We start from the raw sequence: 21,457 nt of genomic DNA, 5'->3' as shown, positions 1-21,457 counted from the left end.
GATCGGATGGGACGGGGTTAACGCCACTTGGGCCGCAAGGCAAGGATGGCGGCGGCGGTCTCCTCGATCGAACGGCGGGTCACGTCGATGATCGGCCAATTGTGGCGCTCGCACAGCGACCGGGCATATTTCAGCTCCTCGTTGATCAGCGACCGGTCGGTGTAGTGATTGCTCTGGTAGCCGGCGGTGGCGCCCAGAAGCCGGTTCTGCCGGACTTGGGAAATACGCTCGACAGAGGCGACGAGACCGACCACCAGCGGCTTCTTGGCCCTGATCAGCGCTTCCGGCAGCGGCACGCCGTAGACGATCGGGATGTTGGCGGTCTTGATGCCGCGATTGGCGAGGTAGATGCTGGTCGGGGTTTTCGAGGTGCGGCTGATGCCGAGGATGATCAGGTCGGCTTCGTCGAAATCCGCCGGCAACTGGCCGTCATCATGGTCGAGCGTAAAATTCAGGGCGTCGATGCGGCGGAAATACTCCTCGCCCATGGCGTGCTGTGCGCCGACCCGGCGGCGGGAGGGCGCCCCCAGATAGGACTGGAACACATTGATCACCGGCTCGAGCACCGACACGCTGGGCAGGCCCATGTCACGGCACTTGAGTTCGATGATGGAGGAGAGTTCGGCGTCGACGATGGTGTAGAGCACAATCCCCGGCGCGCCGTCGATGGCGTCGAGAACGGCAAAGAGCTGCTTGCGGGTGCGGATCAGCGGATAGACATGTTCGAGCGCCTGCGCGCCCTGGAACTGCGCGGCGGCGGCGCGGCCCGCCGCCATCAGCGTCTCGCCGGTCGAATCGGAGATCAGGTGCAGGTGGAAATAGTTTTTTGTCTGCTCCACAAGATTCTCCGTGGGGTGTTGATAGACCGGGACAGGGACGAGCTAAGAGGCGACCGGGCAGGAATGCAAGGGATAACCCGGCCGGTTCTCCACAATGGCCATCCTGTTCGCAGTTTTTTCGCGGCTATGGCTCGGTCCGGGGATAATTGGGGGGCCGCCCATCCGTTCATTCCGGGGGGACGGACGGAATCGCCTGAATTCAAAGGTTTTTCGGAAAGCGGACGCTCCGCATGTCAATTCGGATTGTCCTTCCGGTTTGACACGGTTTATATGCACAAGCTGTGGACGGGCTGTGGATAAGGCGCAATCCCCGTAAACCACAGAGTCTAAGAATCAGAATCCTTTTCAAACAAGGATTTGTTTTAAGGAAGTGGTGATGACGAAAACCGGGGATCGCAAGGTGATGAAGGTACTGGCTGGGGAGACGGTGTTCCCGCCACCGGTCTGGCTGATGCGGCAGGCTGGCCGGTATCTGCCTGAGTACCGGGCGACGCGGGCGAAGGCGGACGGCTTTCTCGACCTGTGCTACACGCCCGATCTCGCCGTCGAAGTCACGCTGCAGCCGATCCGCCGGTTTGGCTTCGATGCGGCGATCCTGTTTTCCGATATTCTTGTGATACCCGATGCGCTCGACCGCAATGTGCGCTTTGTCGAGGGCACCGGCCCGCTGATGGATCCGATCTCCGCCGAAGCCATCGCGTCGCTCGATGCGTCCCGGATGCATGCGCATCTGGCGCCGGTCTACGAGACGGTGCGGCGGCTCCGGGCGGAATTGCCCCAAGAGACCACCCTGCTTGGGTTCTGCGGCGCGCCATGGACGGTTGCCACCTACATGATCGCCGGACACGGGACACCGGACCAGGCGCCGGCGCGCCTGTTCGCCATGCAGCACCCGGAGGCGTTCAGGACGCTGCTCGACCTGCTGGCGGAGATTTCCGCCGATTACCTGATCGCCCAGATCGATGCCGGCGCCGATGCGGTGCAGATCTTCGATTCCTGGGCTGGGGTGTTGAGCGAGCGGGATTTCGCCCGGTTCTCGATCGCGCCGGTGAAGCGCATGGTCGACCGCATCCGTGAAGCGCGGCCCGGCGTCCCGGTGATCGGATTCGCCAAGGGCGCCGGCGCGCTTCTGGAAAACTACCGTGCCGCGACCGGCGTCGATTGCGTCGGGCTCGATTGGACCGTTCCCGCCAAGCTCGGCCGGCAGATCCAGGCGGGCGGCGCGGTGCAGGGCAATCTCGACCCGCTGCGTATGGTCGCCGGCGGTGCGGCGCTCGACGAGGGGGTCGACGAGGTTCTCGAGACGCTCGGCAACGGCCCGCTGATCTTCAACCTCGGGCACGGCATCACGCCGCAGGCCGATCCCGAGAACGTGACCCGGCTGATGCAGCGCATCCGGAGCGCCACGAGATCGTGATGGCGGAGAAGGCGACCAGCGCGCGCGAGGGCGGCAAGGCCCGCGCCAAGGCCTATCTCTCGATTGCCGTGGTGGTGGCGCTGGCGCTGCTTGCCTGGTGGTTCGATCCGGCCTGGCTCTACGAGTGGCTCAAGGTGCTGCACGTGGTGGCGGTGATTTCGTGGATGGTGGGGCTGTTCTACCTGCCGCGGCTGTTCGTCTACCATGCCGACGCGGAGGCGGGCGGCGAGCCCGCGGCAACCTTCGTGGTGATGGAGCAGCGGCTCGTCAAGGTGATCATGGCGCCGGCGATGATGGTGTCCTGGGCGGTCGGTCTCTGGCTGGCCTGGAGCGGCTTCGGCTTCCAGGGCACATGGCTGTGGATCAAGATCGCCGGCGTCATCGGACTGACGGTGTTTCACGTCTTCCTGAGCCGGTCGGCGCGGCGGTTCGCGGCGGGCGAGAACACAATGACGGCGCGGCAATGGCGGATGGCCAACGAAGTGCCGACGGTGTTGATGATCGTCGTGATCATCATGGTGATCATCAAACCCTTCAGCTAAGCCGGCCGGGATTCGCCCGAAGGGGCTGCGGACGCTGCAATTTGCCGCATCACGGGGCTTGCGGCGTTTCACGTGAATCGCTATCTATCGTCCACGTCCTTTATGGCGGGCGCCAGTATTCTTCTGGCCGGCTTTCCCGAGCCGGAACGTAATGCCCGCTTTTCCCCACGTCGATATCATCAATATTTGGATTTTCCATGCAGGAAATGAAGCTTCAAGAGCTCAAGAACAAGACACCTACCGATCTGTTGGCCTTTGCCGAATCAGTCGAGGTGGAAAACGCCGGAGTGATGCGCAAGCAGGAACTGATGTTTGCGATCCTCAAGCAGCTTGCGGCGCAGGAAGTCGAGATCATCGGCGAGGGCGTGGTCGAGGTGCTGCAGGACGGGTTCGGCTTCATGCGCTCGGCCAATGCCAACTACCTGCCGGGTCCAGACGATATCTACATCTCGCCGTCGCAGATCCGCCGCTTCTCGCTGAAGACCGGCGACACGGTCGAGGGCCCGATCCGCGGACCCAAGGAAGGCGAGCGCTATTTCGCCCTGCTCAAGGTCAACACGATCAATTTCGAGGATCCGGAAAAGATCAAGCACAAGGTGCATTTCGACAATCTGACGCCGCTCTATCCCGACGAGCGGTTCAAGATGGAGATCGATAATCCCACCACCAAGGACATTTCCGCGCGCGTCATCGACCTGGTTGCGCCGATCGGCAAGGGCCAGCGCGGGTTGATCGTGGCGCCGCCGCGCACCGGCAAGACCGTGCTGTTGCAGAACATCGCCCATTCGATCACCGCCAATCATCCGGACTGCTACCTGATCGTGCTGCTGATCGACGAGCGTCCCGAGGAAGTCACGGACATGCAGCGGTCGGTCAAGGGCGAAGTGGTGGCCTCGACCTTCGACGAACCCGCCGTGCGCCACGTGCAGGTGGCGGAAATGGTGATCGAGAAGGCCAAGCGCCTGGTCGAGCACGGGCGTGACGTCGTCATCCTGCTTGATTCGATCACCCGCCTCGGCCGCGCCTACAACACCGTCGTGCCGTCGTCCGGCAAGGTTCTGACCGGCGGCGTCGACGCCAATGCGCTGCAGCGGCCGAAGCGCTTCTTCGGCGCGGCGCGTAATATCGAGGAAGGCGGCTCGCTCACCATCATCGCCACCGCGCTGATCGACACAGGATCGCGCATGGACGAGGTGATCTTCGAGGAGTTCAAGGGCACCGGCAATTCGGAAATCGTGCTCGACCGCAAGGTCGCCGACAAGCGCATCTTCCCGTCGATGGACATTCTCAAGTCCGGCACGCGCAAGGAGGACCTGCTGGTTCCCAAGCAGGATTTGCAGAAGATCTTCGTACTGCGTCGCATCCTGGCGCCGATGGGCACCACCGATGCGATCGAGTTCCTGATCGACAAGCTCAAGCAGACCAAGACCAACAGCGATTTCTTCGATTCGATGAACACCTGACGGTCTGCAGGACGACCGACTCGATTCGAAACCGGAACGTTCATGCGTGACACGATCTATGCGCTTTCCACCGGACAGCCGCCGGCCGGGGTTGCGGTCATCCGCATCTCCGGTCCCGCAACTCGATTCGGACTCGAAACGGTAACAGGATCGATTCCGCCGGCTCGCATGGCCCGGTTCTGCGCTATCCGCAACTCCGCCGGAGAGCTGCTCGATCAGGGACTGGCCCTGTTCTTTCCGGCGCCGCGGTCGTTTACCGGCGAGGATGTGGCCGAGCTGCAGATCCATGGCAGCCGCGCTTCGGTCTCAGCGGTTCTGGCCGCCCTTTCCGCATTGGACGGCTTCAGGCCGGCCGAGGCCGGTGAATTCACCCGCCGCGCCTTCGAGAACGGCCGGATGGATCTGACTGCGGTGGAAGGCCTGGCCGATCTGATCCGCGCAGAGACAGAATCCCAGCGTCGTCAAGCACTTAGCCAGAGCGGTGGTCGCCTCAAGGATCTCTATGAGGGCTGGGCCACGCGCCTGACCAGGGCCAGGGCGCTGATCGAGGCCGATATCGATTTCTCCGACGAAGACGACATTCCGGGATCGGTGGCCGACAGTATCTGGCCGGATATCGGCCTTCTGGCCGAAGAGATCGGCCGGCATCTCGCCGGGGCCCGTGCTGGCGAGATCATTCGCTCGGGCTTCCGGGTCGCGCTCATAGGTCCTCCCAATGTGGGCAAGTCGTCGCTGCTCAACTGCCTTGCGCAGCGTGATGTGGCGATCGTTTCGGACATGGCGGGCACAACCCGGGACGTGATCGAGGTGCGGCTGGATATTGCCGGCCACCTTGTGCTGATGATGGACACGGCCGGCATCCGCGGTTCCGATAATCCGGTGGAGCTCGAGGGAATCCGCCGCAGCCTGCTGGCTGCCGGAGACGCGAATCTGGTTCTTGAACTGCGCGGCCTGACCGGTTCTGAACCGCCGTCGGCCGAGATACCGGGCCTGTCCGGTGACAGGTTGGTGGTGTGGACCAAGGCAGACCTGAAGGAGACCTCCGGCACCCCGGCTGCAGGCATTGCCGTCTCCAGCAAGTCCGGCGCCGGAGTTGATACCCTGATTGCCGCAATCGCGGAGCGGCTTTACGCCCTTGACGCCGGCATGGAGGATGCAGTGCCGACGCGGGAGCGGCACATCCAGTTGCTAAAGGAGTGCGTCGCTGAATTAGATGCGGCGCTGGCGGAAGCAGACGCGCCGCTCGAGATCAGATCCGAGCGTTTGCGTGCGGCATCGCACGCGCTTGGCAAGATCACCGGAACGGTGGATGTCGAGCATCTGCTCGGCGTGATATTCTCGGAATTCTGTGTCGGCAAGTGATTCACGTGAAACACGTGATTCGCCTCTATGCCGATTTGGCCGACTGATTGAGTTGGAAAAGTTGACGCAGCGAACCGATGATTCACGTGAAACATGTCAATGGACCGCGCCAGACACCAAAAACCGTATCCACAGTTGTTTCACGTGAAACATTTGACTTGACTCTCGGAACGACGGCCCCAAAACACGTCCCAGGAGATTGATATGCAGTATGATGTTGTTGTGATCGGTGGCGGACATGCGGGCAGCGAAGCTGCAGCCGCTTCCGCCCGCATGGGTGCCCGGACTGCCCTGGTCACGCACCGGTTCGACAGTATCGGCACGATGTCCTGCAATCCGGCAATCGGCGGGCTTGGCAAGGGCCATCTCGTGCGCGAGGTCGACGCCATGGGCGGATTGATGGGCCTGGCGGCCGATCGCTCCGGGATTCAGTTTCGCATGCTCAACCGCCGCAAGGGGCCTGCTGTGTGGGGACCCCGCACCCAGGCCGACCGAAAACTCTACCGGCTTGCCATCCAGGCTCTGCTGCAAGAGACGCCCAACCTCGACATTATCGAAGCCGAGGCGGATGATCTGGTCACTGCCGACGGGTCTGTCACCGGCGTGGTATTGAAGGACGGCCGCGTCATCGAAACTGAGGCCGTGGTGCTGACCACCGGGACCTTTCTCCGCGGCCTGATCCATATCGGCGACCGCAAGATCCCCGCCGGGCGGATGAACGAAGCGCCCGCACTCGGCCTGTCGGCGACCCTGGAACGGGCCGGCTTCGCGCTCGGGCGGCTGAAGACCGGGACCCCGGCGCGGCTGGATGGCACGACGATCGACTGGAGCCAGGTGGAATGGCAGGAGGCCGATGCCGCGCCGATCCCGTTTTCCTTCATGACCGACCGGATCGAAGTGCCGCAGATCCGCTGCGGTATTACCCGGACGACCGCCGCAACCCACAAGATCATTCAGGACAATATCCATCGCTCGGCCATGTATTCCGGGCAGATCGAAGGCGTCGGGCCCCGCTACTGCCCGTCGATCGAGGACAAGATCGTCCGCTTCGGCGAACGCGATGGCCACCAGATCTTCCTGGAGCCGGAGGGGCTGGACGATTCGACGGTCTATCCCAACGGCATTTCGACGTCGCTGCCCGAGGACGTGCAGGAGGCATTTCTGCGCACCATTCCCGGTTTGGAAAATGTGCGCATCATCCAGCCGGGCTATGCAATCGAGTATGATCATGTCGACCCGCGCGAGTTGGCGCAGACCCTGGAATCACGGCGGATCGCCGGGCTGTTCCTCGCCGGCCAGATCAACGGCACCACCGGCTATGAAGAGGCTGCGGCGCAGGGATTGGTGGCGGGGCTGAACGCGGCGCTGAAGATACAGGGCAGGCCCCCGCAACTGTTCAGCCGCACCGATTCCTATATCGGCGTGATGGTGGATGACCTCACCAGCAAAGGCGTGAGCGAACCCTACCGGATGTTCACCTCCAGGGCCGAGTACAGGCTGTCGCTGCGGGCTGACAATGCGGAACTGCGGTTGACGCCGAAGGCGATCGAATTGGGATGCGTCGCGGAAGAGCGCCAGACCAGGTTTCTGGCTCATGTCGATTCGCTGACGAAATGTTTGCAGGACCTGAAGGCGCGGAGCCTGTCGCCCAGCGAGGCTGAGCGGCATGGATTGTCGCTCAACAAGGACGGCATTCGCCGTTCGGCGTTTCAGTTGTTGTCCTATCCGGATGTGAGCCTCGAGACGCTGCTGGCGATCTGGCCAGAACTAGCCGTGCATGGGGAGAAGGTGCTGGGCGCCGCGGCTGTCGACGCGGTCTATGCCGTCTATATGGACAGGCAGATGCAGGACATCGAACAGCGCCGCCGGGAAGAGAGCCGGCTGATCCCGGATGATTTCCGCTACGACAACCTGCCCGGCCTCTCCCAGGAGCTTAAGCAGAAACTCGACCGGGTCCGGCCACCCTCCATCGGCCATGCCGAACGGATCGAAGGCATGACCCCGGCGGCCGTCGCCCTGATTCTGGCGCATATGCGGAAGGCCACCGACACGCGGGCGGCGGGGGCCGCGGGCTGAAATGGCGTCTCCAGCACCTTCCGCCGGGTTTTTCCCGGAGTCCGGGTTTGTTTCACGTGAAACATGGGACAGGTTGCGGCTCTATGCCGATCTTGTCCGCAAATGGCAACCGTCGATCAATCTGATCTCGCCGAAGACCCTTCCCGAGCTATGGGACCGGCATGTTCTGGATAGCCTGCAATTGTTTCGCCTCCGGCCGGATCCGCTCACCTGGATCGACATGGGCAGCGGCGCCGGCTTTCCGGGGCTGGTGACAGCGATCTGTCTCCAGGATCTGGGCGGGGGATGGGTGCATCTGGTCGAGAGCAACAACAAGAAGGCGTCGTTTCTGCGCCAGGTGATCGTCAAGACCGGCGCGCGCGCCAGCGTCCACGCCCTCAGGATGGAGACAATGCCCGGCGCGCTCACCGGAATCGACGCCATTTCGGCGCGGGCACTGGCCTCGCTGAGTGATCTCCTGGACTACGCCGCCCCCTTTGCGGCGGAAAATCCGGCGCTCGAGATGTGGTTCCACAAAGGGTTGGATTATCCGGGAGAAGTGCGATCAGCGCGTGACCATTGGTGCTTTGATCTGATAGAACATCAAAGTCTGGCGCGGGATGGATCGGCGATCCTGCAGCTCAGCAAACTTTCCAAGCGCAACTAGGCCGCGGACCCTCCCGATGCACCTTTCGAAGAACCGGATCATCACCATCGCCAATCAGAAAGGCGGTGTCGGCAAGACCACCACCGCCATCAATCTCGCCACCGCCCTGGCGGCGATCGGCGAAGAGGTGCTGATCGTCGACATCGATCCGCAGGGCAATGCCAGCACCGGGCTCGGCATCGACCGCAAGGACCGCGGCGTCTCGGCCTATGACCTCCTGACCCAGAACGCGACCGTTAGCGAGACGGTCACCGAAACGGCGGTGCCGCATCTCAGCATCATTCCCTCGACCATGGACCTGCTCGGCGTGGAAATGGAGATCGCCGGTTCCCCGGACCGTGTGTTCCGGCTGCGCAAGGCGCTGCAGGCGCCCGACGCGCAGCGCTACAATTACGTGCTGATCGATTGTCCGCCCTCGCTCAACCTGCTGACCATGAACGCCATGGCGGCAGCGCACTCGATCCTGGTACCGCTGCAATGCGAATTCTTTGCGCTCGAAGGCCTGAGCCAGCTCCTGGAGACTGTCGAACAGGTGCGCGATGCGCTCAACCCGACGCTCGATATCCAGGGCATCGTCATGACCATGTACGACCCGCGCAACAATCTGGCGCTGCAGGTCGTCGAGGATGTCCGGACGCATCTGGGCGACAAGGTCTACCGGACGCTGATTCCGCGCAATGTCCGGGTGTCGGAAGCGCCGTCTTACGGCAAACCGGCGATCCTGTATGATCTCAAATGCGCCGGGAGCCAGGCCTATCTGCAACTGGCGTCGGAAGTGATCCAGCGCGAACGTAACCGAAAGGCTGCCTGACCCCGGACCGGGCCCAGGCGAGAGTGGAAGTGACGATGTCAGAAGATGTTTCGAAAAAGCGCCTCGGGCGCGGTTTGGCTGCCCTGATCGGCGAAATCGACCAGCCGTCGGCGACCCAGTCGAAGCCGGTCATATCGGCCGACCGGATGGTGCCGATCGAGCATGTCAGCCGCAATCCGCGCAATCCGCGGCGCTCGTTCGATCCCGCCGACCTCGAGGACCTGTCGCGCTCGATCCGCCAGCATGGCATCGTCCAGCCGGTGATGGTGCGCAGCTCCGGCACGGACCGCTACGAGATCATCGCCGGCGAGCGCCGCTGGCGGGCCGCGCAGATGGCCGGCCTGGTCGAGATCCCGGTGATCGTCCGCAACGTCGACGACAAGACCGCGCTCGAGATCGCCATCGTCGAGAACGTGCAGCGCGCCGATCTCAATGCGCTCGAAGAGGCGCAGGGTTACGAGCAGCTCATCGCCCAGTACGGCTACACCCAGAATGATCTGGGCGAGGTCATCGGCAAGAGCCGCAGCCATGTCGCCAATTCGCTCAGGCTGCTCAAGCTGCCGGACGAGGTCCGCGCTATGCTTGCCGAAGGCGTTCTATCGGCCGGTCACGCGCGGGCCATCGTCTCGACCTCCGATCCGGTTGCGCTCGCCAAGCAGATCGCCCAGGGCGGATTGTCGGTGCGGGACGCCGAGAAACTGGCTCAGAAGGACGCCGACCAGGCCAACAGGCCGGAGGGCCTCGAAACCAAGTCAGCCGGCACCACAGGCGCCAAGGATGCCGATACGGTCGCGCTGGAAAAGAGCCTGTCGGATTATCTCGGCCTCAAGGTCCAGCTCGCCCACAAGGGCTATGGCGGGCAGATGCGCATCGATTACAAGTCGCTCGAGCAGCTTGACGAGCTTTGCCGTCTGCTGGGCGAAAAGAACTAACAGAATCAATCGGATATCGGTTCAGCGGCTGAGCAGGCAGGCGCGCAGCAGCGCCTGGCGGGCAATGGCCGCCTCCAGTTGCGGCCGCCGGCGGGTTTCCAGCACCGCGTCCGACAGCCGGCGCATCTCGCGGTTGATGGCCTCCAGCCGCCAGTGGCGCAGCGCCCGCTCGACGATCGGCTTGCGCTTGAAATGAATGCCGCGCCCCTTCTCGGTGATGGCCTGGGCCGGCTGGCGGTTGTGGTTTTCCACCAGCGAGCGCATGGCGTCGAGCTGCTCGAACAGCACGATGCAGCCGCGCAACACCAGGAAGACCGAGGTCTTGGAGGCCAGGATCCGCTCCAGGGCTGCCTCGAGCGCGGCGGCGTCGCCGGAAAAGACCGCATCCACCGCGTCATCCACCGAAAGGGCGGCCACATCGCCCATCGCCTCGATTACATCTTCGTCGGTGATCCTGCCGGTGCCGTGGCAATAGAGCGCCAGCTTGCGCAACTCGTTGCGGCTCGCCAGGCGGTCGCCGCCCAGGAGCTGCGACAGGCGCTGGCGGGCGTCGGCCTGGATGGCGAGCCCCGCAGTGCCCAGTTCCTCGTCGATCAGCGCCTGGATGCCGCGCGCATCGTCGGCATAGCAGGGGATCGCCAGCGCCGTCTTGCTGTTTTCGACGATCTTGCGCAGGCCGCTGCCCTTCTTGAGATCGCCGGCCTCGATGATGAGGTGGGAGGAGCCGGGATCGGTGTCGGCGATGGCGGTGATCCCCTCGATCAGGCCGCGCTCGTTCCCCGCATTGCGCACCCAGACCAGCCGGTCTCCGCCAAACAGGCTGATGGCGCCGAATTCATCGGCCAGCCGGCCGGGATCGCCGGAGAGGTCGGAGGCTTCGAGCCTGAGAACGGCGAAATCGTCCTTGAGATCGACCCCGGTCTTGGCGGCCACCTGCGCAGCGCGCTCGGACACTAGGCCGCGGTCCGGGCCATAGACCAGCACGATCCGGTACGGCGTCCCCTCGCGGCGAACAAAAGCGGAGAATTCATGGGTCTTTATCTGGGCCATGGGTGCCGCCGCAAGAACAGGTGTGCCGTGCCGGTCAGCACGATGAATTTCCTAACCGGTTGATCCAACACCATAAACACGCCATCCGGCGCGGCGCCTCAGCGGCCAAGGGCTGCGGCGACATCAGCCCGGACGAGCGCCGCCACGGCGCGCGCGGCCCGGTCTTCCGCGTCCAGCTTGGCTCTGACCTGGGCGAATTGCTGCGAGGGAAGGTCAAGCTGGGCGTCGGCGAAGCGGGAGCCTGACTTGACGATCTCGCCGGTGGAGGTCGACTTGAGCACATAGGAGGCCGTCACCGTGGCGCGGGCGGCGGAGAATTCGTTGTCGATCCCGCCGGGAAGAAGCCCGGTGACGCCGGAGGAGACCGACAGATCGAGCTGGTAGGCGGTGTTGGTCTGCTCGCCGCCAAATCCCAGCACCAGCTCATTGCGCACGGTCTGCTCGACGCGACTGTCGGCATGGGACACGGAAATCGACTGTGTCTCGCCGTCGAGCGAGCCGTAAAGCGGCTTCACCTGGCATCCCGCCAGCAGCGCCAATCCCAGGGCGCAGGCGAGCGCCTTGATTTTCCAGCCCGGTCCGGCAGCTTCAGATGACAACATTGACGATCCTCTGGGGTACGATAATGAGTTTGCGCGGCGGATTGCCTCCGGTTGCGGCCCGTACGACATCGAGCGCCAGAACCGCCGCCTCGACGGCAGCTTGATCGGCATTGCGGTCAATTGTCAAATCGCCGCGCTTCTTGCCATTGATCTGCACCGGCATGGTCACCTGTTCATCCGTTACCAGGCCCGGATCATAGTCCGGCCAGCCCGTGGTCGCCACCATGCCGTCATTGCCGAGCATTTTCCAGCATTCTTCCGCCAGATGCGGCATCATCGGCGCGATCAGCAGCACCACCATGTCGGCAGCCTGCCTGCAGGCGGCCTTGAGCTCCGGGTCGGCCTTGCCCGCCGCCACATCGGCCAGCGGCGCGGCAAGGGTGTTGAGCAGTTCGTAGAGCCGCGCCACGGCCTTGTTGAAGGCGAGCCTCTCGATGTCCTCGCCCACGGCCTTGACGGTCTTGTGCGCGCTGCGCGAGACCGCGAGCGCGACGCCGCTGCCGCCGGCGGCCGGGGTCACCGCCTTGAGTTCGGCCGAGGCCTCGCCCAGCACGCGCCAGATGCGCTGGACGAATCGGTGGGCGCCTTCGACGCCCGCCTCGGTCCAGATCACGTCGCGATCGGGCGGCGAATCCGACAGCATGAAGAAGCGCGCGGTGTCGGCGCCGTAGCTGTCGATGATGTCGTCGGGATCGACCACGTTCTTCTTCGATTTCGACATCTTCTCGATCGAGCCGATGACGAGCGATTCGCCGGTCTTGGCGTGGCGTGCCGTGCGCACGCCGTCGGCTTCCTCGACCACCACATCGGCGGGCGGGATCCATTCGCCCTTGCCGTCCCTGTCGGCGCGGTAGGTCTCGTGAACCACCATGCCTTGCGTGAACAGGCCGCGGAACGGCTCCTTGAGATCGACATGCCCGGTCTGGCGCATGGCGCGGGTGAAGAAGCGCGAATAGAGCAGGTGCAGGATCGCGTGCTCGATGCCGCCGATATACTGGTCCACCGGCAGCCAGGCGCTGGCGACGGCCGGATCGGTGGGCCTGTCGTGACGGGGCGCGGTGAAACGGGCGAAATACCACGACGAATCGACGAAGGTGTCCATGGTGTCGGTTTCGCGCCGCGCGTCCTTGCCGCATCGGGGGCAGGCGACATGGCTCCAGGTCGGATGATGGTCGAGCGGGTTGCCCGGCTTGTCGAGCGTCACGTCGTCGGGAAGCCTGACCGGCAGGTCGGCGACCGGCACCGGCACGACGCCGCAGTCGTCGCAATGGATCACCGGAATCGGCGCCCCCCAATAGCGCTGGCGCGACAGGCCCCAGTCGCGCAGGCGGTAGCGGGTGATGGCCTTGCCGAGATTGCGGTCTTCGAACCAGCTTATGGTCCGGTCGATCGCCTCCTGGCCGGTCGCCTCGGTCAGGCCGGCGAAATGGTCGACATAGGACACTTTTTCCGATTTCGCCGGAACCAGAGCCTCGGCCACGATCGGGCTGTCATCGCCCACCATGAAGAAGGCGTTGCGCACCGGCAGGCCGTATTTGCGGGCAAAGTCGAGATCGCGCTGATCATGCGCCGGACAGCCGAACACCGCGCCGGTGCCGTAGCCCATCAGCACGAAATTGCCCACCCAGACCGGCAGTTCGCGGTCCTCGGTGGGATGGCTCACCTTCAGGCCGGTGTCGAAGCCGCGCTTTTCCGCCTTCTCCAGCGCTTCCTCGGAGGTGCCGATGCGGCGGCAATCCGCGTTGAAGGCGGCAAGCTCGGCATGGCCGGGCTCCAGCGCGAGCGACAGCGGGTGATCCGGCGAGATCGCGATGAAGCTGGCGCCATGCATCGTGTCCGGCCGGGTGGAGAAGCAGGTGACGGTATCGATGTCGCTCAGGGGCGCCACAAGCGGAAAATCGATCTCGATCCCGCGCGACTTGCCGATCCAGTTGCGCTGCATCGTCCGGACCTTTTCAGGCCAGCCGTCAAGTCCGTCGAGCGCTTCGTCCAGTTCCTCGGCGAAATCGGAAATGCGGAAGAACCACTGGGTCAGGTCGCGCTGCTCGACCAGGGCGCCCGAGCGCCAGCCGCGGCCGTCGATCACCTGCTCGTTGGCAAGCACGGTCATGTCGACCGGATCCCAGTTGACCTTGGAGTTGCGGCGGAAGATCAGCCCGGCTTCGAGGAAATCCAGGAACAGGGCCTGCTGCTGCGTGTAGTATTCGACATCGCAGGTGGCGAATTCGCGGCTCCAGTCGAGCGACAGGCCCATGGACTTGAGCTGCTTGCGCATGGCGTCGATATTGGCATAGGTCCAGTCGCGCGGATGCACCTTGTTCTGCATGGCGGCGTTCTCGGCCGGCATGCCGAAGGCGTCCCAGCCCATCGGATGCAGCACGTTGAAGCCGCGGGCGCGCTTGTAGCGCGCCACGACGTCGCCCAGGGCGTAGTTGCGGACATGGCCCATGTGAATGCGCCCGGACGGATAGGGGAACATCTCGAGCACGTAATATTTCGGATCCGGACTATTGGTGTCCGTCTCGTAGATTCGCCGCTCTTCCCAGATACGCTGCCAGCGGGTTTCCGCCTGTTTGGGATTGTATCGTTCCATAGCCATGAGCTTCACCAGAAAACCGCCAGATTTCGCCGCGACCTTCACCATGAAACCCGCCAAGCGTCAACCATTGAGCGGCATCGAAGCGGAAGTTCCGGCGCCGGGACAGGACGCGGCGGGCCGGGATGCGGTCCCGTCCCACCGCCGCCTGCGGATTGGCAAGCGGCTCCGGCTGGGGTAACACCGGGCGCAGAACCTCAAGGCGAGAGAAGGAAGCAAGGCTTGGACGTCCGGGAAAACCTTGAAAACGTGCGTGCGGCTATCGCCGCCGCAGCGGTGGAAGCCGATAGAAAGCCGGATTCGGTTCGGCTGGTCGCGGTCTCCAAGACGAAATCGGCCGAGGAGATCAGGCCGGTGATCGAGGCCGGGCAGAGGCTGTTCGGCGAAAACCGCGTCCAGGAGGCCCAGTCCAAATGGCCGGGCCTCAAGGCCGAAACGCCGGGCATCGAGCTGCATCTGATCGGCCCGCTGCAATCCAACAAGACCGCCGAAGCGGTGGCGCTGTTCGACGTGATCCAGACCGTCGACCGGGAGAAGATCGCCAGGGAGATCGCCCGGGAAATGGAGAAGCAGGGCAAGACCCCGCGGCTTTACGTGCAGGTCAACACCGGTTCGGAACCGCAGAAGGCCGGCATCGAGCCGGACCAGGCCGACGGATTCCTGGCCTTGTGCCGCGGCGAACTCGGCCTCTCCATCGCCGGGCTCATGTGCATCCCGCCGGTCGACGAGAATCCGGGGCCGCATTTCGCCCTGCTCGCCAAGATCGCCAGGGCCAACGGCATCGAGACCCTGTCGATGGGCATGTCGGATGATTTTTCCACCGCGATCGGCTTCGGCGCCACCGAGGTGCGGGTCGGATCGGCGATTTTCGGCGCGCGCCCGCCGCTGTGACACCGGACCGCGCGGTCCGGCCGGACCTTGGGCCGCGGGTCTGTTTCGAAATTCCCGGCCACAGGCTATAAATACGCGAAGGCGGCTCCCAGGGAGCGGATCCGGGCCGGCGGGACAAATCGCCCCACTAGTCAAAGGTCTAGTTTCCCAAGCGGAGGGCACGGGCTTAGGGTGCCGCCCATTCGGGAAATCGCGGCCTGGACGTTTGATCGCCGGCGCGGCCGTGCGGGGCTTTGAGGAGGACATGATCATGCCGAGCAGCTATGCCGAGGTCTACAGGAGCTGGCAGGAGGATCCGGACGGGTTCTGGATGGATCAGGCCAGGGCGATCGACTGGTTCGAAGCGCCCGAAAAGGCCTTCGATCCGGATCAGGGCGCCTATGGCCGGTGGTTTGTCGGCGGGGTCACCAACCCCTGCCACAACTGCCTGGACCGGCACGTGGCGTCCGGCCGCGGCGACCAGGCGGCCCTCATCTATGACAGCCCGATCACCGGAACCAAGCGCAGCCTCAGCTATTCGGAGATGCTGGCCGAGGTCGAGGCCTTCGCCGGGGCGCTGGCCGACAAGGGGATCGGCAAGGGCGACCGGGTCGTTCTCTACATGCCGATGGTGCCCGAGGCGATCGTCGCCATGCTCGCCTGCGCCCGGCTCGGCGCCGTGCATTCGGTGGTCTTCGGCGGCTTCGCGGCCTCCGAGCTCGCCACCCGCATCGACGACAGCAAGGCCAAGCTCGTCGTCACCGCCTCCTGCGGCATCGAGCCGGGGCGGATCGTCGCCTACAAGCCGCTGCTCGATGCAGCCATCGCCCATTCGCACCACAAGCCCGACGCCACGATCGTCCTGCAACGGGACCAGCATCGCTGCGAACTGATCGAGGGCCGGGATTTCGACTATGCGGAGCTGATGAGCGCCAACAGGGGCCGCAAGGTCGCCTGCACGCCGGTCGCGGCCACCGATCCGCTCTATGTCCTCTACACGTCCGGCACCACCGGCCAGCCCAAGGGCGTGGTGCGCGACAATGGCGGCCACATGGTGGCGCTCGAATGGTCCATGCATGCGATGTACGGGCTCAAGCCTGGCGAAGTCTTCTGGGCGGCCTCCGACATCGGCTGGGTGGTGGGACACTCCTACATCGTCTACGCGCCGCTGCTGCATGGCAACACCACCATCGTGTTCGAAGGCAAGCCGGTGGGGACACCCGATGCGGGCACGTTCTGGCGGGTGATCGCCGAACACAATGTCGCGGCGCTGTTCACCGCGCCGACGGCGTTCCGCGCCATCCGCAAGGAAGATCCGCAGGGCAGCCTGATCAGTAACTATGACCTGTCCGGCTTCCGGGCGCTGTTCCTGGCCGGCGAGCGGGCCGATCCGGACACGATCCAGTGGGCCGAGCGGGTGCTCGGCGTTCCGGTCATCGATCACTGGTGGCAGACCGAGACCGGATGGACGATCGCCGGCAATCCGATGGGCCTGGGCCTGCTGCCGGTCAAATACGGCTCTCCCGCGGTGCCGATGCCGGGCTACGACGTGCAGGTGATCGACGATGCCGGTCATCCGGTGCCGGCGGGGACGCTCGGCAATGTCGTGGTCAAGCTGCCGCTGCCGCCGGGCTGCCTGCCCACGCTGTGGAACGCCGACGAGCGTTTCCACAATGCCTATCTGGCGGAATTCCCGGGTTTCTACAAAACCGCCGATGCCGGCTATGTCGACGGGGACGGCTACCTGTTCATCATGGCGCGCACCGACGACATCATCAATGTGGCGGGCCACCGGCTGTCGACCGGCGGCATGGAAGAGGCCGTCTCCAGCCATCCCGATGTCGCCGAATGCGCCGTCATCGGCATCGCCGACAGCATGAAGGGCCAGATCCCGGCGGGCTTCATCGTCATCAATTCCGGCGTCGAGAAGAGCGACGAGGAGATCGAGAAGGAAGTCGTCAGGCTGGTGCGCGACCAGATCGGCCCGGTGGCGGCGTTCAAGACGGTGATGGTGGTCAAGCGCCTGCCCAAGACGCGGTCGGGCAAGATCCTGCGCGCGACCATGCAGAAGATCGCCGACGGCCAGGAGTGGAAGATGCCGGCGACCATCGACGATCCGGGCATTCTCGACGAAATCGCCGCGGTGATGACAAAGCACGGGATCGCCAGGAAGGCCGATTGACCTTCCCGGCCCGCCGGGCCACTGTCGCGCTGCCCACGGGGGTCGGGGCGGGCGGATCTGCATTCGGTTCGCCGCCGGCCTGGTGTAGGATGACACAGAACTGGAATGAGCCCCGCGCCTCCTGAAACGGCGCGGGTCGGAGTGGAAGGAAAGACGCATGAGACTGGATGGACGCACAGCCATCGTGACCGGCGGCGCCAAGGGAATCGGGCTGGCGATCGTGCGCCGGCTCGCCGCCGAGGGCGCCCGGGTGATGATCGCCGATATTGACGAGGCCGCGGGTGCTGCGGCGGTGGAGGATCTTTCGGGCGTGGGCGAGGTGCTGTTCACCGCCACCGACGTCTCCGAGCGGCTCGACGTCCACAATCTCGTGGCCAAGACGGTCGACGCCTTCGGCTCGATCAATGCGCTCGTCAACAATGCCGGCATCGTTCATGCCGCCGATTTCCTCGATCTCGAAGAGGCCGATTTCGACCGCGTGCTGGGGGTCAACCTCAAGAGCGTGTTCCTGTGCGGCCAGGCCGTGGCGCGGCACATGGTGCAGCAGATCGGCAAGGGCGAGGAGCCCGGCTCGATCGTCAACATGTCCTCGATCAACGACACGTTCGCGATCGCCAACCAGGTTCCCTATTCCGTCTCCAAGGGCGGGGTGAGCCAGATGACCAAGGTGATGGCGCTGGCGCTGGCGCCGCACGGCATCAGGGTCAACGCGATCGGCCCCGGCTCGATCATGACCGACATGCTGGCCTCGGTGGCCGACAATCCGGAGGTCAAGACGCGGATCCTGTCGCGCACGCCGCTCGGCCGGCTAGGCGAGCCCTCGGAGATCGCCTCGGTGGCGGCGTTCCTGCTGTCGTCGGATGCGAGCTATGTCACCGGACAGACGATCTATGCCGATGGCGGCCGCATGCCGCTCAACTACACGGTTCCGGTCAAGGAATAGCGCACGGGCTTTCATCGCCCCCCCCCAACGCAAAAGGCCCGGCAATGCCGGGCCTTTGCAATTGGAGGCTTCGGAAACGCTCAGTTGTCGTCGTCGTCTTCCGGTTCCATGCGCTTCATCGAACTCAGCTTGGCGAAGACGGCATCGGCGTCGATTTCCTTCTCGCCGCTGTCCTCGTCGCGCCGATCGGCCGATTCGGTCTCGCGGGCGGAGACCAGCACGCTGCCGTGGTCGGCTTCGGGGACGGCGCCGCGGTTCTTGGAGGCGCGTTCCACTTCGAAATCGAGATCGATCTGGGTGCACAGGCCCAGCGTCACCGGATCCATCGGCGTGAGATTCGCCGCGTTCCAGTGGGTGCGGCCGCGGATCTGCTCGATGGTCGACTTGGTGGTGCCGACCAGGCGCGAGATCTGCGCATCCTTGAGTTCAGGGTGGTTGCGCACCAGCCACAGGATCGCGTTGGGGCGGTCCTGGCGCTTGGACACCGGTGTGTAGCGCGGTCCCTTGCGCTTGCTTTCGGGCACGTGGACCTTCGGATCGGAAAGCTTCAGCCGGTGCTCGGGGTTGGCTTCGGCCGCGGTAATCTCTTCGCGCGACAACTGTCCGGTGCCGATCGGGTCGAGGCCCTTGATGCCCTGCGAAGCCTCGCCGTCGGCGATCGCCTTGACCTCGAGCGGGTGAAGCTTGCAGAACTGGGCGATCTGATCGAAGCTCAACGCGGTGTTGTCGACGAGCCAGACGGCGGTCGCCTTTGGCATGAGAAGCTGCTGTGCCATGAATACAATCCTCCTGTCCGTCCGCTCCGGGGGCGCGGGCCGTGGATGAAACCACCATTTCCGGGAAATCGGCGTCGTTATAACCGCAAGCCCGGCCAATTGCAATTGTCGCAATGTGGTTTCGCGGAACCGGCCCAATGTCTAATTGCCGCAACACTCGGCGCTGCTATTAATGGTCGCCATGGAAGCCGGGTTGGGCTTAGGATGGCAGCACGCGCATGCCCGTTAGTGAGGAGGAGTCAAATGCCGCATAAAACCTACAAGGTCCTGAAGGACGCGAAATCCCGGGCGCTAATCGATGATGAGACCTACCAGAAATGGTACAAGCAGAGCATCAAGGATCCGGACAAATTCTGGGACAAGCACGGCAAGCGGATCGACTGGTTCAAGCCCTACACCAAGGTCAAGAACACAAGCTTCGACGGCAAGGTCTCGATCAAGTGGTTCGAGGACGGCCTCACCAATGTTTCCTACAATTGCATCGACCGTCACCTTGAGAAGCGCGGCGACCAGGTGGCCATCATCTGGGAGGGCGACAACCCCTATGATGACCGGAAGATCACCTACAAAGAGCTTTACGACCAGGTCTGCCGCCTCGCCAATGTGATGAAGTCCAATGGCGTGAAGAAGGGCGACCGGGTCACGATCTACATGCCGATGATCCCGGAAGCGGCCTATGCGATGCTGGCCTGCACCCGCATCGGCGCGATCCACTCGATCGTCTTCGGCGGATTTTCCCCCGACGCGCTGGCCGGCCGGATCTCCGACTGCGAATCGACCTTCGTGATCACCGCCGACGAGGGCCTGCGCGGCGGCAAGAAGATCCCGCTCAAGCACAATGTCGACCTCGCCGTCGAGATCGCCCAGCGGTCGGGCGTCATCGTCAAGAACGTGCTGGTGGTCCGGCGCACCGCCGGCAAGATCGGATGGTACGACGCGCGCGACATCTGGTACCACGAGGCGATCGCGGCGGCCAAGCCGCACTGCCCGCCGGCCAAGATGAAGGCCGAGGACCCGCTGTTCATCCTCTATACATCGGGCTCGACCGGAAAGCCCAAGGGCGTGCTGCACACCACCGGCGGCTACCTGGTCTATGCCTCGATGACACATGAATATGTCTTCGACTATCACCCCGGGGACATCTACTGGTGCACCGCCGATGTCGGCTGGGTCACCGGTCATTCCTACATCGTCTACGGCCCGCTCGCCAACGGCGCCACCACGCTGATGTTCGAGGGCGTGCCGAACTATCCCACGCCGGGACGGTTCTGGGAGGTGGTCGACAAGCATCAGGTCAACATCTTCTACACGGCGCCGACGGCGATCCGCGCGCTGATGGGAGCGGGCGACGACCACGTGACAAGGTCGTCGCGCAAGTCCTTGAGAGTCCTAGGATCGGTGGGCGAGCCGATCAATCCGGAAGCCTGGATCTGGTACTACAATGTCGTGGGCGAGAAGCGCTGCCCGATCGTCGACACCTGGTGGCAGACCGAAACCGGCGGCATCCTGATCACCCCGCTGCCGGGCGCGACGCCGCTCAAGCCCGGTTCGGCGACGCGGCCGTTCTTCGGCGTGCAGCCGCAACTGGTCGACAATGACGGCGACGTGCTCGAGGGCACCGCGGAAGGCAATCTGTGCATCGTTGATTCCTGGCCGGGGCAGATGCGCACGGTCTATGGAGACCACGAGCGCTTCATCCAGACCTATTTCTCCACCTACAAGGGCAAGTACTTCACCGGCGACGGCTGCCGCCGCGACGAAGACGGCTATTACTGGATCACGGGCCGCGTCGACGACGTCATCAACGTCTCGGGCCACCGGATGGGAACGGCCGAGGTCGAAAGCGCTCTGGTGTCGCATGACGCGGTCTCGGAGGCCGCCGTGGTCGGCTATCCGCATGACCTCAAGGGCCAGGGCATCTACTGCTACATCACGCTGATGGAAGGCCAGGAAGGAAGCGACGAGCTGCGCAGGGCGCTGGTCAACCATGTCCGCCACGAGATCGGCCCGATCGCCTCGCCGGACAAGATCCAGTTCTCGCCGGGCCTGCCCAAGACCCGCTCGGGCAAGATCATGCGCCGGATCCTCCGCAAGATCGCCGAGGATGAATTCAGCGCGCTGGGCGACACCTCGACGCTGGCCGATCCGAGCGTGGTGGACGACCTGATCGCCAACCGGCAGAACAAGAAGGGCTGATAGCCCGCCGGATGTCAGCGGTGGCCCCAAGTGACCGCTAGACCCGGCAAAGGACCCCCACTCTCAAGACCGAGGAAGCCCGCCGATCACTCCGGCGGGCTTTTTCATGAACGATGGATGGTACAGGCTTTCGGGGCCGGGGCAGAGGGTGGGG

The 21,457-nt window shown here is 64.2% G+C and carries 17 protein-coding genes; 12 read left to right on the top strand and 5 right to left on the bottom strand.

Annotated features, from left to right (window positions below; all coding sequences use genetic code 11):
* Positions 1-17: 17 nt before the first annotated feature.
* A complete protein-coding gene (locus tag LL06_RS08045; protein WP_035524706.1) occupies positions 18-839 on the bottom strand; it encodes a pyruvate, water dikinase regulatory protein in 822 nt (273 codons plus the stop codon).
* A gap of 376 nt (positions 840-1,215) precedes the next feature.
* On the opposite strand from LL06_RS08045, the gene hemE reads away from it, so the two are divergent.
* From hemE to LL06_RS08005, 8 genes are all read left to right on the top strand, one after another.
* Positions 1,216-2,256: a uroporphyrinogen decarboxylase gene (gene hemE, locus LL06_RS08040; RefSeq protein WP_035524703.1), complete on the top strand. Its 1,041-nt coding sequence runs from the start codon at positions 1,216-1,218 to the stop codon at positions 2,254-2,256.
* Positions 2,253-2,798, top strand: coding sequence for a protoporphyrinogen oxidase HemJ (gene hemJ / locus LL06_RS08035; protein WP_152599533.1), 546 nt, complete (start codon positions 2,253-2,255; stop codon positions 2,796-2,798). Before hemE ends, hemJ begins: the two co-directional genes overlap by 4 nt.
* 197 nt (positions 2,799-2,995) lie before the next feature.
* Complete coding sequence (gene rho / locus LL06_RS08030) at positions 2,996-4,261, top strand: transcription termination factor Rho (protein ID WP_152599532.1); 1,266 nt, start codon at positions 2,996-2,998, stop codon at positions 4,259-4,261.
* A 42-nt stretch (positions 4,262-4,303) separates the two neighbouring features.
* The gene (gene mnmE, locus LL06_RS08025; RefSeq protein WP_035524697.1) at positions 4,304-5,623 is read left to right on the top strand and encodes a tRNA uridine-5-carboxymethylaminomethyl(34) synthesis GTPase MnmE; all 1,320 of its coding nucleotides are present in this window, start codon (positions 4,304-4,306) and stop codon (positions 5,621-5,623) included.
* Positions 5,624-5,827: 204 nt separating this feature from the next.
* Positions 5,828-7,699 (top strand): tRNA uridine-5-carboxymethylaminomethyl(34) synthesis enzyme MnmG, encoded by a 1,872-nt coding sequence (gene mnmG, locus LL06_RS08020; RefSeq protein WP_035524695.1) that lies wholly within the window; start codon positions 5,828-5,830, stop codon positions 7,697-7,699.
* Between the two features lies 1 nt (position 7,700).
* Complete coding sequence (gene rsmG, locus LL06_RS08015; protein WP_035524693.1) at positions 7,701-8,345, top strand: 16S rRNA (guanine(527)-N(7))-methyltransferase RsmG; 645 nt, start codon at positions 7,701-7,703, stop codon at positions 8,343-8,345.
* Between the two features lie 16 nt (positions 8,346-8,361).
* Positions 8,362-9,156 carry a ParA family protein gene (locus tag LL06_RS08010; RefSeq protein WP_035524690.1) on the top strand — a complete coding sequence of 265 codons (795 nt, stop codon included), beginning with the start codon at positions 8,362-8,364 and terminating at the stop codon, positions 9,154-9,156.
* A gap of 35 nt (positions 9,157-9,191) precedes the next feature.
* Positions 9,192-10,088: a ParB/RepB/Spo0J family partition protein gene (locus LL06_RS08005; protein WP_035524688.1), complete on the top strand. Its 897-nt coding sequence runs from the start codon at positions 9,192-9,194 to the stop codon at positions 10,086-10,088.
* 21 nt (positions 10,089-10,109) lie between these two features.
* Here the strand turns inward: LL06_RS08005 and holA are convergent, their stop codons facing one another.
* The 3 genes from holA to leuS form a co-directional block, all read right to left on the bottom strand.
* Positions 10,110-11,138 carry a DNA polymerase III subunit delta gene (holA, locus tag LL06_RS08000; RefSeq protein WP_035524686.1) on the bottom strand — a complete coding sequence of 343 codons (1,029 nt, stop codon included), beginning with the start codon at positions 11,136-11,138 and terminating at the stop codon, positions 10,110-10,112.
* Positions 11,139-11,236: 98 nt separating this feature from the next.
* Positions 11,237-11,740 carry a hypothetical protein gene (locus LL06_RS07995; protein ID WP_035524683.1) on the bottom strand — a complete coding sequence of 168 codons (504 nt, stop codon included), beginning with the start codon at positions 11,738-11,740 and terminating at the stop codon, positions 11,237-11,239.
* Positions 11,727-14,339, bottom strand: a complete 2,613-nt coding sequence (gene leuS, locus LL06_RS07990; protein ID WP_035524757.1) for a leucine--tRNA ligase — start codon at positions 14,337-14,339, stop codon at positions 11,727-11,729. The genes LL06_RS07995 and leuS overlap by 14 nt, the downstream gene beginning before the upstream one ends.
* A gap of 219 nt (positions 14,340-14,558) precedes the next feature.
* On the opposite strand from leuS, the gene LL06_RS07985 reads away from it, so the two are divergent.
* The 3 genes from LL06_RS07985 (at position 14,559) to LL06_RS07975 (ending at position 18,331) form a co-directional block, all read left to right on the top strand.
* A complete protein-coding gene (locus tag LL06_RS07985; RefSeq protein WP_035524680.1) occupies positions 14,559-15,227 on the top strand; it encodes a YggS family pyridoxal phosphate-dependent enzyme in 669 nt (222 codons plus the stop codon).
* Between the two features lie 250 nt (positions 15,228-15,477).
* Positions 15,478-17,388 (top strand): propionyl-CoA synthetase, encoded by a 1,911-nt coding sequence (locus tag LL06_RS07980; RefSeq protein WP_035524754.1) that lies wholly within the window; start codon positions 15,478-15,480, stop codon positions 17,386-17,388.
* 157 nt (positions 17,389-17,545) lie between these two features.
* Positions 17,546-18,331 (top strand): SDR family oxidoreductase, encoded by a 786-nt coding sequence (locus LL06_RS07975; protein WP_035524679.1) that lies wholly within the window; start codon positions 17,546-17,548, stop codon positions 18,329-18,331.
* Positions 18,332-18,411: 80 nt separating this feature from the next.
* On the opposite strand, the gene LL06_RS07970 is transcribed toward LL06_RS07975, so the two are convergent.
* A complete protein-coding gene (locus tag LL06_RS07970; protein WP_035524677.1) occupies positions 18,412-19,107 on the bottom strand; it encodes a DUF1013 domain-containing protein in 696 nt (231 codons plus the stop codon).
* Between the two features lie 243 nt (positions 19,108-19,350).
* On the opposite strand from LL06_RS07970, the gene acs reads away from it, so the two are divergent.
* Positions 19,351-21,303 (top strand): acetate--CoA ligase, encoded by a 1,953-nt coding sequence (gene acs, locus LL06_RS07965; RefSeq protein WP_035524675.1) that lies wholly within the window; start codon positions 19,351-19,353, stop codon positions 21,301-21,303.
* Positions 21,304-21,457: the final 154 nt, after the last annotated feature.

Source organism: Hoeflea sp. BAL378 (assembly GCF_000759435.1).
Lineage (GTDB): Bacteria > Pseudomonadota > Alphaproteobacteria > Rhizobiales > Rhizobiaceae > Hoeflea.
This window is presented reverse-complemented; position numbering and strand designations above follow the sequence as displayed.